Source organism: Chitinophaga qingshengii (assembly GCF_014529935.1).
In the GTDB taxonomy this organism is placed as follows: domain Bacteria; phylum Bacteroidota; class Bacteroidia; order Chitinophagales; family Chitinophagaceae; genus Chitinophaga; species Chitinophaga qingshengii.
The window spans coordinates 1-295 of the sequence record NZ_JACVFC010000028.1 but is presented as its reverse complement, the minus strand read 5'-3'; the positions used below and the strand labels follow the sequence as shown (position 1 = coordinate 295).

1 protein-coding gene is annotated in these 295 nt (G+C 52.2%); it reads right to left on the bottom strand.

Annotated features, from left to right (window positions below; all coding sequences use genetic code 11):
• A partial coding sequence (locus ICL07_RS32215; RefSeq protein ID WP_188092175.1) for a phosphopantetheine-binding protein occupies window positions 1–295 on the bottom strand: 295 nt, incomplete at both ends.

The following is a 295-nucleotide window of genomic DNA, read 5'->3' as shown; positions in this document are numbered from 1 at the left end:
GTGAATGATCCACAGCCGCTTCTGTGCGGGGGAAAGCGGTATCTTTCCTGTAATCGCAGCGGGCGCAAGACGCGGTATGGACAATGATTTCCGGTCATCTCCCAGCACTTCACTGAGCTGCGCAATAGTGGGATAACGGAAGATATCTTTCACGGCCAGTTCCGTTTGCAGTTTGTTGCGGATGGCCGTAGCCAGCTTGATAGCAGAAAAAGAGTTGCCTCCCTGTTCAAAGAAATTATGATGGATACCTGCCTGGCTTACCTGTAGCACTTCTTCCCAGATGGCCGCCAGCTGT